A 12,875-nucleotide genomic window follows, 5' to 3' on the forward strand; every position below is an offset into this window, starting at 1 on the left:
CACATGATATTGGACGCTGCGCAGGGTCTCGCGCAATCTTCGCACAAGCAAGCACATGCACCATCCGGGCTGGCCTTCGCCCTCCCGACCTGACGAGACCTGGCAACAATGACAAGCGCGCTGATTGAACGTATCGAGGCAGTCATCGTCGACCTGCCCACCATTCGCCCGCACAAGCTGGCAATGCACACCCTGCAGCAGCAGACCCTGGTGGTATTGCGCGTGCGCTGCAGCGATGGCGTGGAAGGCCTGGGCGAGGCCACCACCATTGGCGGCCTGGCCTATGGCTACGAAAGCCCCGAGGGTATCAAGGCCAACATCGACGCGTACCTGGCCCCGGCGCTGCTCGGCCTGCCGGCAGACAACATCAACGCGGCCATGCTCAAGCTGGACAAATTGGCCAAAGGCAACACCTTTGCCAAGTCCGGGCTCGAAAGCGCGTTGCTCGACGCCCAGGGCAAGCGCCTGGGCCTGCCGGTCAGCGAACTGCTGGGTGGCCGTGTACGCGACAGCCTGGAGGTGGCCTGGACCCTGGCCAGCGGCGACACTGCGCGTGATATCGCCGAAGCCCAGCACATGCTGGAAATACGCCGCCACCGGGTGTTCAAGCTGAAGATCGGTGCCAACCCGGTGGACCAGGACCTCAGGCATGTGGTGGCGATCAAGCGCGAACTGGGCGACAGCGCCAGCGTGCGGGTCGACGTCAACCAGTACTGGGACGAGTCCCAGGCGCTGCGGGCATGCCAGGTACTGGGCGACAACGGCATCGACCTGATCGAGCAGCCGATTTCGCGCATCAACCGCGCTGGCCAGGTGCGCCTGAACCAGCGCAGCCCGGCACCGATCATGGCCGATGAGTCGATCGAAAGCGGGGGGACCCCGCGCACCATCGAAGGGCCGCTGTACGTTGCCGGTGCCCCGCTGGCAGAAGGGGAGGCGCGCTTGGATGACGGCACCGACCCCGGGGTGGTGATGTTCCTGCACGGCCAGGTCTTTGCTGCCGACGGCCGGCCGTTGGCGGGCGCGACCGTCGACCTGTGGCACGCCAACACCCAAGGCACGTACTCGTACTTCGATTCGAGCCAGTCCGCGTACAACCTGCGCCGCCGCATCGTCACCGATCCCGAGGGCCGCTACCGGGCGCGCTCGATCGTGCCGTCGGGCTACGGCTGCGACCCACAGGGGCCTACCCAGGAGTGCCTGGACCAGCTCGGTCGTCACGGCCAGCGCCCGGCGCACGTGCACTTCTTCATTTCGGCACCTGGGCACCGGTACCTGACCACCCAGATCAATTTTGCCGGCGACCGGTATCTGTGGGATGACTTCGCCTATGCCACCCGTGACGGGTTGATCGGCGAGCTGCGCTTTGTCGAGGATGCCGCGGCAGCGCATGACCGTGGCGTGCAGGGTGGGCGCTTTGCCGAGCTGGCCTTCGACTTCCATCTGCAGGCGGCGACGGCGCCGCAAGCCGAGGAACGCAGCCACCGCCCGCGCGCCTTGCAAGGTTAGCCGCAAACACCCGCAAAGCCGTTGCCACCCGCCGCGGCACCGGCTCCGTTGGCAAACCCGCTACGGGCTTTTTTGGATCCATTTCCATTCGCAAAAACCCCGTGCGTTTCGCCAAAGCTTGAGTACAATCGTCAGCTTTTTCCGGGACTCCCGTCCCAGTGCTGGAAACCCCCATGCTGACCGGTAGCTACTCCTCTTCGCTGGTGTTGATTTCGCTGTGCGTGGCGATCCTGGCGTCCTATACCGCCCTTGACCTGGCCGGCCGCATCGCCACGGCCAAGGGCCGGGCTGCGCACTTGTGGATGTTCGGTGGCGCACTGGCCATGGGGATGGGCGTCTGGTCCATGCACTTCGTGGGCATGCTCGCCTTCAGCCTGCCCATCGACCTGGGGTACGACCTGGGCCTGACCGCGTTCTCGCTGTTGATCGCCGTGCTTTCATCGGGCTTTGCCTTGTGGCTGGTCAGCCAGCCAAGCCTGCCAGGGCTGCAATTGGCGTTTGGCGCGCTGATCATGGGTGCAGGCATTGCCTGCATGCACTACACCGGCATGGCGGCGATGCGCATGCTGCCAGGCATCGATTATGACCCGACACTGTTCGGCGCCTCGCTGCTGATCGCGGTCGGTGCCTCGGCGGCGGCATTGTGGATCGCCTTCCGCCTGCGTGCGCACACACCCTATGTGCGGCAGATTCGCGGCCTGGCAGCAGTGGTAATGGGCTTGGCCATCGTGGGCATGCACTACACCGGCATGGCAGCGGCGAACTTCCCGGATGGCAGCTTCTGCGGGGCGCTGGCGGGCGGTGGCCTGCAAGGCGATGGCCTGGTCTACCTGGTGCTTATCACCACCTTGTCCGTGTTGGCGGTAGCCTTGTTGACCTCGGTGCTGGACGCGCGCCTGGAGGTGCGCACCGCAGAGCTGGCCCGTTCGCTGACCTTGGCCAACCAGGAACTGACCCAGCTGGCCCTGCACGACACCCTGACAGACCTGCCCAACCGCACCTTGCTGGCCGACCGCATCGAGCAGGCGATCGCCAGGGTGGCGGAGCAGGGCGGCTGTTTTGCCCTGATGTTCATCGACCTGGACGGTTTCAAACCGGTCAACGATGCGTTTGGCCACCACATTGGCGACCTGCTGCTCAAGGCCGTGGCCGCCCGCCTGCGCGGCCACCTGCACAGCCAGGACACCCTGGCACGGATCGGTGGCGATGAGTTCGTGCTGCTGGTGCAGTTGCAGGAACCCGACGATGCCATGGACGTGGCGGTCAAGCAGGTCAACCTGGTGTCACGGCCATTCCGGGTGGCCGAGCACGACCTGCAGTTGTCGGCCAGCCTGGGTATCGTCCTTTACCCGGGCAATGGCCAGGACCAGCACGAGCTGCTGCGCAATGCCGACGCGGCCATGTACCACGCCAAGAGCGCCGGCAAGAATGGCTACAGGTTCTTCGACGTGTCGATGAACAGCAACGCCCGCCAGCAGTTGCAGCTGTTGCAGGACTTGCGTCAGGCCGTGGCACAGCGCCAGTTCCGCTTGCACTACCAGCCCAAGTTCGACGCCCAGGCTTGCCAGCCCATCGGTGCCGAAGCCTTGTTGCGCTGGGAGCACCCGCAGCAGGGGTTGCTGATGCCTGACCGCTTCATCGCGCTGGCAGAAAAAACCGGCCTGATCATCCCGATTGCCGAATGGGTGCTCAACGAAGCCTGCCGGCAGATGCGTCTCTGGCTGGACCAAGGCCATCATCAGTGGCGCATGGCGGTCAACCTGTCGGCTATCCAGTTCAGCCATTGCGGGCTGGTCGACAGCGTGGCCCAGGCGTTGCAGCACAATGGCCTGCCAGCCAACTGCCTGACCCTGGAAATTACCGAAACCACCGCCATGCATGACGCCGATGCCAGCCTCACGGTGCTGCAGCGCTTGTCCGACATGGGCGTGGACCTATCCATTGATGATTTCGGTACCGGTTATTCCAGCCTGATGTACCTCAAGCGCCTGCCCGCCAACGAATTGAAGATCGACCGGGGCTTTGTGCGTGAACTGGAACAGGACAGCGATGACGCCGCGATCGTGTCGGCGATTGTCGCGCTAGGCCAGGCACTGGGGCTGCGAATCGTCGCCGAAGGGGTAGAAACTGACCGGCAGCGGGCGTTCCTGACCCGCCTGGGCTGTGACTCGCTGCAGGGCTACCTGTTGGGGCAACCCGTACCGGCCGAGCAATTTCTGAGCAAGCTGCAAGCGATGGGCCCGGGGGCCCTGGCAGCCGGTTAACCGGCGTCGCGCAAGGTAAAGGCGGGGGCGAAGGCATCCATCTCGGCCTCGACGGCCTCGATGATGCGTTCGACATCGGCGGCGGCCATGATTGCCGCACACGGGATGCCGGCAATCGCCAGCACGGTTTCTCCGGTGGCCCGGTCGAACAACCGCGCGACCATGCTGCGTGGCGCATCCATGCTGGCTTCGAAGCCCAGCGGGTGGAAATGCCAGCGCATCACCTGGCAGGCGTTGGGGAACGTCATCTTGTTCATGCCAGCCTCCTGGTCCGTGCCTGGACGTAGTGGGCGGGTGGCCACATCGATGCGGCCGCCGGGTAAGTAAACATAGCACCTGCAATGCGCGATTCTCAGCGGCGAACATGACAAATGTATTGATGCATGACAACGGTCACATCTGCGGCCCCGCCGGCGCAGTGCCAAAGCCCTCGGGGCAAACGTTTTCGCCTGTTGGATGTGCGCCCCGGCGCACCTTTCATGCGGGTTGCACTGTCGGCCCTGGCCCCTGGCTTTCAGACGAACGGCGTGCTCAACCCAGCAAACCGGCTGCGATGTTGATGGTGAACCCCAGGATCGCCGTGTTGAACACGAACCCCACCAATGAATGCGCCAGCACTACCCGGCGCAAGCCACGCCCGGCCACTCCCACGTCGGAGGTCTGCACGGCCACGCTGATGGTGAACGAGAAGTAGTGGAAGTCCCAGTAGTCGGGGTTGCGTTCGCCATCGGCAAATCGCAGGGGGGGTTCATGCTGCCGCCCGGTGTAGAACAACCGCGCATAGTGCAGGCTGAAGATGCAACCGATCATCAACCAGGACCCCGCTACCGTCAGGCCGGTGTACAGGTAGTGCAGGGCCTGGGCGCTGCCCTGCAGGCCGCGGCTGGACACCAGTTGCAGCGTCACTGCGGCCAGGCTGGCGATGGCGGCAATGCACACCGTCAGCAGCACCAGGCCGGCATTTTCATCTTCGATGCGGGCCACCTGGCGGACTTTCTCCGGGTTGGCGCTGCAGCTCAGGTACAGCACCAGCAGCAGATACAGCCAGACCCCCAGGTTCCAGCCAGCGAGAATATGCTGCACGCTGTCGCCAGCGGGTATCAGCCAGCCGCCCAGCAGGCCGACCACGGCGGCGATGCTCAGGCGGGGGTGTGTACGGGTCAGGCGGTGGAAAGCCATGGGGCCTCTTTCTCGGTCGATATGGCTATCACTCTAGCCTGTCGTGGCCAACCCGGTGGCAGGTCACCGGGCGCTTCAGGCCGCCAGCGGCAGGGTGGCCGGCGGCAACGCCGGTGTTGTTTGCTGGCGCCCATCGCACACCCTTGCAACTCTCAGTACACTGCACGTTCCAACACCAACATCCGTTGATCTCGAGGTTTTTGCATGAAGCTCAGTCCTTTGGCAGGCAAGCCGGCACCAGCCAGCGTGCTGGTCGATATTCCCCGGCTGCTCACCGCCTACTACACCGGCCGCCCAGACGCCGCCGTGGCGGCCCAGCGGGTGGCCTTCGGCACCTCGGGGCACCGCGGCACTTCGCTTGAATTGAGTTTCAACGAGTACCACGTCCTGGCCATCACCCAGGCGATCTGCCTGTACCGCAAGGAAAAGGGCATCGATGGCCCGCTGTTCATCGGCGCCGACACTCACGCCCTGTCGGCCCCTGCCGCCGCCAGCGCCCTGGAAGTGCTGGCCGCCAACGGCGTGCATGTCATGCTGTCCAAGGATGACGAATACACGCCAACCCCGGCCGTGTCGCACGCCATCCTCTGCCATAACCGTGGCCGTACCCAGGGCCTGGCCGACGGCATCGTCATCACCCCGTCGCACAACCCGCCGCAAAGCGGTGGCTTCAAGTACAACCCGCCCAATGGCGGCCCGGCCGACAGCGACGTGACCAAGTGGATCGAAGCCAAGGCCAACGACTTGCTGGCGGCCAACCTGGCCGGCGTCAAGCGCATGGACCATGCCCAGGCCCTGCAGGCGGCCACCACCCAGCGCCATGACTACGTCAGCCACTATGTGGCCGACCTGGAAAACGTCATCGACTTCGACGTCATCCGTGCTGCCAAGCTGCGCTTGGGCGTAGACCCCCTGGGTGGGGCAGGGGTGCGTTACTGGTCGGCGATCGCCAAGCATTACCAACTCGACCTGGAAGTGGTGAATACCGAGGTCGACCCGACCTTCCGCTTCATGACCGTCGACTGGGATGGCCAGATCCGCATGGACCCATCCTCGCCGTATGCGATGCAGGGCCTGATCGGCCTGCGCGACCGCTTCGACGTGGCGTTCGCCTGCGACCCGGACCACGATCGCCATGGCATCGTCACGGCCGATGGCCTGCTGCAGCCGAACAACTACCTGGCCGTGGCCATCGATTACCTGTACCGCCATCGCCCGCAATGGCGCAGCGATGCCGCCGTGGGCAAGACCGTGGTGTCCAGCGGCCTGATCGATCGGGTTACCCAGCGCCTGGGCCGCGAGCTGTATGAAGTGCCGGTGGGCTTCAAGTTCTTTGCCCAAGGCCTGTTCGACGGCACACTCGGTTTTGGTGGCGAAGAAAGTGCAGGGGCATCGTTCCTGCGCCGCGATGGCTCGGTGTGGGCCACCGACAAGGACGGCCTGATCCCCGCGCTGCTGGCTGCCGAGATGACCGCCCGCACCGGGCGCAACCCTAGCCAGGCCTATGCCGACCTGACCGAGGCACTGGGCAAACCCTATGCCACCCGCGTCGAGGCCAAGGCCGATGCGCGGCAGAAGGCGCTGCTGAGCAAGCTGGCACCGGAGCAGGTGAAATCCACCGAGCTGGCCGGTGAGCCGATCGTGCAGATCCTCAGCCACGCCCCAGGTAATGGCCAGGCGATTGGCGGGCTGAAGGTGATGACTGCCAACGGTTGGTTCGCCGCACGCCCGTCAGGCACCGAAGACATCTACAAGATCTACGCCGAAAGCTTCATCGACGAAGCCCACCTGCAGCGTCTGGTGCAGGAAGCGCAGGTGCTGGTGGACGCTGCTATCGCCTGACCGGCAACAAAGCACTTGGAACTGCGGCGCGATGTAAATTAGAATTAATCCTATTTACGCCGCCGCAGGGCCTTCCCATGATCGACGCCGCGCCGCCACAAGAGCCTAGCCTGCCTGCCCTGTATCGGGAGCATCGCAGCTGGCTGGAAAGCTGGCTGCGCCGGCGCATGGGCAATGCCTGGGATGCCGCCGACCTCAGCCAGGATACGTTCCTGCGGGTGCTGGCCAGTGCTCAGCCGCTGGCAGACATCCGCGAGCCACGCGCCTACCTGCTTACCGTGGGCAAGCGCCTGCTCAGCAACTTCCACCAGCGCCGCAGCCTGGAGCAGGCCTACATGGATGCCTTGGCGCAGTTGCCTGAGCAGCATGTACCGTCGCCCGAGCAGCGCTGGATCGTGCTGGAAACCCTGCAAGCACTGGATGAACTGCTCGACGGCCTGAAGCCGCCGGTGCGCAGGGCGTTTCTCTGGAGCCAGCTGGAAGGCCTGGGCTATGCCGAAATCGGCAAGCGGCTGGGTGTGTGCGAGCGCTCGGTCAAACGTTACATGGCGCAGGCTTACGAGCATTGCCTGTTGGCCGATCTGCAATGACCCAACCTAGCGCCGAAACCCGCAAGGCCGTGCGTGCCGCTGCCCGTTGGCTGGCACTGCTGGATTCCGGCGCCGCCAGCGACAAGGACCTGCAGCGGCTCGCGCAATGGCGCGCCAGCAGCAGCCTGCATGAGCAGGCGTGGCACAAGGCAGCCTTGTTGCGCGCGCGCTTCTCCGGGCTGCCAGGGGCGTTGGCAATGGCCACGCTGGACCGCCCGGATGCCGGCCGACGGGCGCTGCTCAAGCGCGCCCTGGGCGTGGCGGCGGTGCTGCCGGCGGCGTGGCTGGCAAGCCGTGAGCTGCCCCTGGAAACCTGGGCTGCCGACCTGCGCACCGCGGTGGGAGAGCAGCGCCAGGTGCTGTTGAGCGACGGGACCTTCCTGCAGTTGAATACCGACAGCGCGGTCGATCTCGACCTCGGTGCACGGCGCCTGACCTTGCTGCGCGGGGAGGTTGCGGTAAAGGTGCCCGCGCATCTGCAACTGACCTTGCACGTGCCCGAGGGCCAGGTGCTGCTGGGCGATGCCGAGGTGTGCTTGCGCCTGTTGGGCGACGCCTGCCGGGTGTCGGTGCTCAACGGCAGGGCCCAGCTTCAGCCGGCCCGCGGCCCGGCACGCACGCTGCTGGCAGGGCAGCAGGCCAGCTTGCTGGCAACTGGCGTCGGCGCGGTCAGCGGGCTGGACCCTTGGCGGCTGGGCTGGCGCGAAGGGGTGCTGCGGCTGGACGACCGGCCGCTGGGCGAACTGTTGCACGAGCTGCGTCGCTACCGCCCCGGGGTGCTGCGCTGGGCGCCCGCGCTGGAGCGGCTGCGCGTCACCGGCACCTTCCGCCTTGACGACACCGACCGGGTGCTGGCCTTGCTGGCTGCAAGCCTGCCGTTGCAGGTGCAGTCACGCACCCGTTACTGGGTCAGTTTGTCTGCGCGAGAAAATCGTGCATGAGGCTGTCCCCTTTTTTTCACTCGCCGGTCATTACCGGTAGGAGAAAATAAAGGGGAGCCTTGTTCAATGCCTGCAGTAAAGTCTTGCCGCTTGCGCCCACTGGCGCGCGCCGCGCATCCGTTGTTCGCTATGAGCCTGTTGCTGTGTTCACCGGCCTGGGCCGATGAGCCCGTGCGCCGCACTTACCAGGTAGCGCCCGCCAGCCTGGGGGCCGCGTTGACCCGCTTCGCCGACCAGGCGGGCGTCAGCCTTTCGCTGGACCCGGCACTGGTGCAAGGCCGGCAGAGCGCTGGCCTGTCTGGCGCCTACAGTGTTGACGAAGGGTTTGCCCAATTGCTGCGTGGCAGCGGCCTGCAATGGCTCCCGGTGGGTGAAGGGGCCTTCACCCTGGTGCCGGCCCCCCAGGCCGGTAGCGCCCTGGAAATCGCCCCTACCAGTATCGTCGGCGGGCTGGTCGCCCCTGGCCAATCGCAGCCCTACGCTGGCGGCCAGGTGGCACGCCAGGGCGCACAAGGCCTGCTCGGCTCGCGGGACTTCATGGAAACCCCCTTCAGCATCACCAGTTACACCAGCGAGGTGGTCAAGAACCAGCAGGCCCGCACCCTGGGCGAGCTGATTGCCAGCGACCCCTCGGTACGCGCCACCAACCCCGCCGGCGGGCGCTTCGAACAATTCACCATTCGCGGCTTCAGCCTGTTCAATAGTGATGTCGCCTACAACGGCTTGTACGGGATCTTGCCGACCTATTCGATCGACATGGAAATGGCCGAGCGGGTCGATATCATCAAAGGCCCCAACCAGTTGCTCAACGGCATATCGCCCCGGGGCAGCGTAGGCGGTGGCATCAACGTGCAACCCAAGCGCGCTGGCGACAAGCCGATTACCATGTTCACCGGCAGCTATGCCTCCGACAGCCAGGTGGGGGGGGCCGTGGATATCGGCCGGCGCTTCGGCGAAGGTGACCAGTTCGGTGTGCGCTTCAACGGCGTCAAGCAAGCCGGCGATACTGCCTGGGACCACCAGTCTGTCGATCGCCAGATGGCGGTGCTGGGCCTGGATTTCCGCGGCGAGCGCCTGCGCCTCTCGGCCGACCTGGGCCACACCGAGCGCGATACCGATGCGCCGCAGGAGCGTGTGCTGATCGGCGCCAACGCCAAGGTGCCGGATGCCGATGACGTGCGCCACAACTATGCCCAGGCCTGGAGCAAGGCGCGCACCAATGACACCTTTGGCGCACTGAATGCCGAATACGATATCAGTGATTCGCTGCTGGCCTATGGTGCGGTCGGCGCGCGCAAGAGCAACCATGACTTCCTGCGCCACAACGTGTCGGTCATCAATGACGCCGGCAATTTCAGTGTGCAGCCCCGCGACTTTACCCGCGATGAATCTGTGCGTACCGCCATGGCTGGCCTGCGCAAGTGGCTGCAGACCGGGCCGGTCAGCCACGAACTGAACCTGGCCGCCAGCTATTACTACATGGACTTCACCAACGGCGGCGCCCGTTATGCCGCCGCACCCAGCAACCTCTACCACCCGGTGGCCACACCCACGCCGGGCACACCCACCCGCTTCGATTCGAAGGTCTACACGGAAAACCGCTTCTCCGGCGTGGCCCTGGCCGACACCCTGGGCTTTTTCGACGACCGCCTTCTGCTGACCCTGGGCGCGCGCTGGCAGCGGGTGCAAGTGGATGACTGGAGTGATGGCGTCAAAGGCGACACCGCCTATGACGAAGAAAAGGTCTCGCCCTCTGGCGGGGTGCTGCTCAAGGTCACCGAGCAGTTGTCGCTGTACGCCAATTACATGGAAGGCCTGAGCCAAGGCAAGATCGCCCCGTCGACCTCGGTCAACGAAGACCAGATATTTCCGCCATTCACCAGCCGCCAGGTCGAGGTCGGGGCCAAGTATGACTTTGGCCAGGTGGCCTTCACCGCCAGCGCGTTCCGCATTCGCCAGCCGGCCTACGAAACCAACCCGGCTTCGCGGGTGTTCGGCCCCAATGGCAAGCGTGATAACCGCGGCATCGAGCTGAGTGTGTTCGGTGAGCCTGTGCAGGGTGTGCGGGTACTGGGTGGGGTGATGTACATCGACAGCGAGCTGACCGACACGGTCGATGGCGCCTACGACGGCAACCGCGCCCCGGCCACGCCGGAGTACAACGTGAACCTGGGGGGCGAGTGGGACGTGCCGGGGGTCAAAGGCTTGACCCTGACGGCACGCGGTATCCACTCCAGCTCGCAGTACCTGGACCAGAACAACAGCAAGAAGATCGATGGCTGGGAGCGCTATGACCTGGGGGCGCGCTACGCGTTCAAGGTGGATGAGACCGAGGTCACATTGCGTGCCAGCGTCGAGAACGTGCTGGATGACCGCTACTGGAGCTCGACAGGGGCCCCGGATGACAGCGAGCCGGGCCTGACCCTGTCGACCCCACGCACCTATCTGCTGTCTGCCACGGTCGGCTTCTAAGCCTTGCACCGTCCCCTGTAGGAGCGGCCTTGTGTCGCGATGGGGCGCGAAGCGGCCCTAAATTTCCAGCTTCGCCGCAACTTCAGCTTCGCCGCAAAAAAACGGGGCCGCTTCGCGCCCCATCGCGACACAAGGCCGCTCCTACAGGGCAAGCGCCTGGCAATTGCCGGTCACGCCTGGTCCGGCACCACGGCGATCACGTCGATCTCCATCAGCCATTCGGCCTGGGCCAGGCCGGCCACTACCAGGCCGGTGGAAATCGGGAACACGCCCTTGAGCCATTTGCCCACTTCCTTGTACACCGGCTCGCGGAAACGTGGGTCGGTGATGTAGGTGGTGGTCTTGACGATATGCGACAGGTCCGAGCCGGCTTCTTCGAGCAGTTGCTTGACGTTCTTCATCGCCTGTTCGGCCTGCGCCCGCGGGTCACCCAGGCCCACCAGCCTGCCTTCGAAGTCGGTGCCGACCTGGCCACGCACATAAATGGTGTTACCGGCCCGCACCGCCTGGCACAGGTCGTTGTCCAGGGTCTGGTTGGGGTAGGTGGCCTTGGTGTTGAACATGCGGATGCGGGTATGGGTAGGCATCAGTGGGCTCCGAGGGTGCTGACGTTGCTGAATGCGGCAGGTCGCTGCCGGTCGGCCGCGCGCTGGTCGCGGTCGAGGTAGGCGCTGTAGGTGCGTTGCGTGGCAATGTGGCCGGCGACGTGTTTGGCGTCGTGCCATACGCCCCAGATGAACGACGAGCCACGGCGCGACAGCCACGGCAGGCCCAGGAAATACACACCTGGTTCGCGAGCGACACCGCGCTGATGCTGGGGCTTGCCATTGGCGTCGAAGGTGTCCACCTGCAGCCAACTGAAGTCCACGCCGTAGCCGGTGGCCCAGATGATGCTGCGGACACCGGCCTTCGCCAGGTCCAGCTGCTGCAGTGGGTTGAGCATGCAGGCCGGGTCGGCCAGGCGCTGGCGCGCTTCAGGCTCTTGCGGCAGGTCGAGGCCGTTGCGCTCCACATAGGCATCGGCGGCGTCCAGCAAGGCCAGGTAGTTCTCATCGCCCCGCGTGATGTTCTCGACCAGGTTGTCCTGGAAGTGCGCCACGCCGTTTTCGAACGACCGGGTCAGGCCAACCAGGGTCATGCCCTGGTGGGCGAGGGCACGGAAGTCGACCGTATGGCCCCCACGGGCGCCGCTCACGGCAATGGTTACGTGCTCGCGGCCAGGCTTGGCAATCTCTGCGTCCCATTCACCCAATACGCCAAGCCACCAGCAGAAGTCGCGGTTGCGGTAAGCCCGTGGCGGGCGATCATGAGCGCCGACCGACAGGTACACCTGGCGGCCGGCACGCATCAGCTCTTCGGCGATCTGCACGCCGGACGAGCCTGCACCCACCACCAGCACTGCCCCTTCGGGCAGTTGTTCGGGGTTGAAGTAGGCGGCCGAGTGGATCTGGTGCAGGTTGGCGTCTTTTGGCGCGATCGCCGGTATCACCGGCTTCTGGAACGGGCCGGTCGCCGCCACCACGCGGTTGGCGCGGATCACGCCTTCATTGGTTTCGATGGTGAAGCCAGGGCGGTCGCTGTTGCGCTGTACTTTCTTCACTTCGATGCCGGTGCGCACCGGCAGGTTGAACTTGCGTACGTACTGCTCGAAGTAGTCGGCCACCTGGTCCTTGCCGGCGAAGGCGTCGGCATCGAGGTTGAATTCCAGCCCTGGGAAGCGGTCGTGCCAGGCCGGCCCATTGGCCACCAGCGAATCCCAGCGGCCGCTGCGCCAGGCCTCGGCAATGCGGTTGCGCTCCAGCACCAGGTGCGGCACGCCCAGCTTGCTCAGGTGTTCGCTCATGGCCACGCCAGCCTGGCCGGCGCCGACCACGAGGGTGTCGATTTCGAAGTTGTTCAGTGTCATGTCCGAGCCCTTGTTCAGGCGGTTTTTGTCAGGTCGGTTTGGGGACCGCCGTTGCCTGGGGCCAGACTAGGGATGCTGCGCAAATGGCGAAAATAGTATTTAGCTGGGGCTTGCCGATAAAACGGCGAAGGCCCGGATCTTGTGAACGCAACTGTCGTGTTGAAACGTTGAA

10 protein-coding genes are annotated in these 12,875 nt (G+C 65.1%); 6 read left to right on the plus strand and 4 right to left on the minus strand.

Features of this window, described 5'->3' with window-relative positions:
- Window positions 1-108: 108 nt before the first annotated feature.
- On the plus strand, window positions 109-1,509 hold the full coding sequence (locus QME24_RS01510; protein ID WP_280091241.1) for a muconate/chloromuconate family cycloisomerase: 1,401 nt from the start codon (window positions 109-111) through the stop codon (window positions 1,507-1,509).
- A gap of 173 nt (window positions 1,510-1,682) precedes the next feature.
- On the plus strand, window positions 1,683-3,773 hold the full coding sequence (locus tag QME24_RS01515; protein ID WP_281690736.1) for an EAL domain-containing protein: 2,091 nt from the start codon (window positions 1,683-1,685) through the stop codon (window positions 3,771-3,773).
- On the opposite strand, the gene QME24_RS01520 is transcribed toward QME24_RS01515, so the two are convergent.
- Both QME24_RS01520 and QME24_RS01525 read right to left on the minus strand, forming a co-directional pair.
- Complete coding sequence (locus QME24_RS01520; protein WP_009686520.1) at window positions 3,770-4,030, minus strand: DUF1652 domain-containing protein; 261 nt, start codon at window positions 4,028-4,030, stop codon at window positions 3,770-3,772. The two genes, QME24_RS01515 and QME24_RS01520, sit on opposite strands and share 4 nt — an antisense overlap.
- Window positions 4,031-4,304: 274 nt before the next feature.
- Window positions 4,305-4,952 (minus strand): DUF1345 domain-containing protein, encoded by a 648-nt coding sequence (locus QME24_RS01525; RefSeq protein WP_009686521.1) that lies wholly within the window; start codon window positions 4,950-4,952, stop codon window positions 4,305-4,307.
- A gap of 204 nt (window positions 4,953-5,156) precedes the next feature.
- Here QME24_RS01525 and pgm point away from each other — a divergent pair, with 204 nt between their 5' ends.
- From pgm to QME24_RS01545, 4 genes are all read left to right on the plus strand, one after another.
- Window positions 5,157-6,794: a phosphoglucomutase (alpha-D-glucose-1,6-bisphosphate-dependent) gene (pgm, locus tag QME24_RS01530; protein WP_054905555.1), complete on the plus strand. Its 1,638-nt coding sequence runs from the start codon at window positions 5,157-5,159 to the stop codon at window positions 6,792-6,794.
- A gap of 77 nt (window positions 6,795-6,871) precedes the next feature.
- A complete protein-coding gene (locus QME24_RS01535) occupies window positions 6,872-7,384 on the plus strand; it encodes a sigma-70 family RNA polymerase sigma factor (protein WP_009686523.1) in 513 nt (170 codons plus the stop codon).
- Complete coding sequence (locus QME24_RS01540) at window positions 7,381-8,325, plus strand: FecR domain-containing protein (RefSeq protein ID WP_280091240.1); 945 nt, start codon at window positions 7,381-7,383, stop codon at window positions 8,323-8,325. Before QME24_RS01535 ends, QME24_RS01540 begins: the two co-directional genes overlap by 4 nt.
- A 66-nt stretch (window positions 8,326-8,391) precedes the next feature.
- Window positions 8,392-10,797: a TonB-dependent receptor gene (locus QME24_RS01545; RefSeq protein ID WP_054905557.1), complete on the plus strand. Its 2,406-nt coding sequence runs from the start codon at window positions 8,392-8,394 to the stop codon at window positions 10,795-10,797.
- Window positions 10,798-10,967: 170 nt separating this feature from the next.
- Here QME24_RS01545 and QME24_RS01550 read toward each other — a convergent pair whose 3' ends face one another.
- Together QME24_RS01550 and QME24_RS01555 are read right to left on the minus strand one after the other, a co-directional pair.
- Window positions 10,968-11,384, minus strand: a complete 417-nt coding sequence (locus tag QME24_RS01550) for a RidA family protein (protein ID WP_029887064.1) — start codon at window positions 11,382-11,384, stop codon at window positions 10,968-10,970.
- On the minus strand, window positions 11,384-12,703 hold the full coding sequence (locus QME24_RS01555) for an NAD(P)/FAD-dependent oxidoreductase (protein WP_054905558.1): 1,320 nt from the start codon (window positions 12,701-12,703) through the stop codon (window positions 11,384-11,386). Before QME24_RS01555 ends, QME24_RS01550 begins: the two co-directional genes overlap by 1 nt.
- Window positions 12,704-12,875 lie beyond the last annotated feature (172 nt).

It is taken from the genome of Pseudomonas sp. PARCl1, assembly GCF_947311875.1.
Lineage (GTDB): Bacteria > Pseudomonadota > Gammaproteobacteria > Pseudomonadales > Pseudomonadaceae > Aquipseudomonas > Aquipseudomonas juntendi.